This is a genomic window from Streptomyces sp. NPDC006510 (genome assembly GCF_040611955.1).
Classification (GTDB): domain Bacteria; phylum Actinomycetota; class Actinomycetes; order Streptomycetales; family Streptomycetaceae; genus Streptomyces.
The window spans coordinates 1-1,423 of the sequence record NZ_JBEXPH010000460.1 but is presented as its reverse complement, the minus strand read 5'-3'; the positions used below and the strand labels follow the sequence as shown (position 1 = coordinate 1,423).

Below are 1,423 nucleotides of genomic sequence, written 5' to 3'. Positions count from 1 at the left end.
GATCATCCGGACCGGGAACGCCGGTATCCCTCCGACATGACGGACGGGGAATGGGCGGCCGTCCGGCCTTTGCTGCCGGTGCCGGCCTGGCTGAAGGGCCGGGGCGGGCAGCCCGAGGGCTACTGCCACCGCCAGCTGCTGGACGCGATCCGCTACCTGGTCGCGGGCGGGATCTCCTGGCGGGCGATGCCCGCGGACTTCCCCGACTGGGGCCGGGTCTACGCCTTCTTCCGCCGCTGGCGCGAGCACGGGCTGATCACGGAGTTCCACGATCGGCTGCGCGGACGGGTGCGTGAGCGGGAGGGCTGTGAGGCGGAGCCGACGGCCGGGATCATCGATGCGCAGTCGGTGAAGGCCGCGGCCTCGGTGCCGTCCGTCTCACGCGGTTACGACGGCGGGAAGAAGGTGGGCGGCCGCAAGCGGCACATCGTGACCGACTGCCTCGGCCTGCTCCTGGTCGTCGCGGTGACTGCCGCGAACATCGGCGACCGGGATGCTGCGACGGGCCTGCTGACCCGGCTGCGCCGCCTGCACCGTGACATCTGCCTGGTCTGGGCCGACGGCGGCTACACCGGCGGCCTCGTCGACTGGTGCCGGGACAAACTCGCCCTGACCTTGGAGATCGTCAGGCGCACCGACGACATGACGGGATTCGTGGTGCTGCCCAGGCGCTGGGTGGCAGAGCGCACGTTCGCGTGGCTGATGCATTCGCGCCGACTGGCCCGGGACTACGAGACGCTGCCGACCAGCAGCGAGGCGATGATCCGGTGGTCGATGGTCACGCGGATGAGCCGTCGCCTGGCACGGCCACAGGCCGCCGGCCGGCGCTGAAGGCCCCCGACGCCTCCTGCACGAGCCACCCGCGCTCCGCCAGGCGTCTGGCCTTCGAGCGCACCCCCTCGACCTTCGCCGACGTCGTCTGAAGGCCCAGCCCCACCGCGATCTCCCTGGCCTTGAGCGGTCCCTGGCCCGCCGGCTGCCGCTCATCGAGCACGCCCAGGATCCGCTGGTAGTCCGGCGCCAGCACCGTCACCGGCAAGCCTTCGCGCCAAGGCGGCACGATCGACCCCGGCACCGGCGCGGGCGAGGGCACGATTTCCTGCTCCGCCTCGGTAACGGCAGTCGTCCCGGCGGCGGACACGGCCAGGGCATCGACCAGCTCCTCCCGCGCGATCACCCGCCGGTCCAGCTCGATCTCGGCGGCCTCCAACACCGCAGCCAACCGGGCGACTTCCTCCCGAAGCCCTTCCACCCGCACACGGGCCGCTGTCTCCCGCTCCTCCAGCATTCCCAGAACCGACGCCATCGCGCACCCCTTGCTCATGGAGCGGAATCAAGACGCCGGATCCCTCCCCCATTCAGAGCTGCACGATGCCTGACCAGCAGAAATCAAGCGATCACGTTCGGTTGAGATACGGCTTCT

2 protein-coding genes are annotated in these 1,423 nt (G+C 70.8%); one reads left to right on the top strand and one right to left on the bottom strand.

Going from position 1 to position 1,423, the window contains the following annotated elements:
- The coding region (locus ABZY11_RS44510; protein WP_356484621.1) for an IS5 family transposase at window positions 1-831 on the top strand (831 nt) is incomplete at its 5' end.
- Here ABZY11_RS44510 and ABZY11_RS44505 read toward each other — a convergent pair.
- Entirely contained in the window at window positions 779-1,306 is a 528-nt protein-coding gene (locus ABZY11_RS44505) for a hypothetical protein (RefSeq protein ID WP_356484620.1), read from the bottom strand. The two genes, ABZY11_RS44510 and ABZY11_RS44505, sit on opposite strands and share 53 nt — an antisense overlap.
- Window positions 1,307-1,423 lie beyond the last annotated feature (117 nt).

Excerpts from the sequence above, each read along its gene's own strand:
- ABZY11_RS44505 (WP_356484620.1), bottom strand. The coding sequence starts at position 1,306 with ATGGCGTCGGTTCTGGGAATGCTGGAGGAGCGGGAGACAGCGGCCCGT.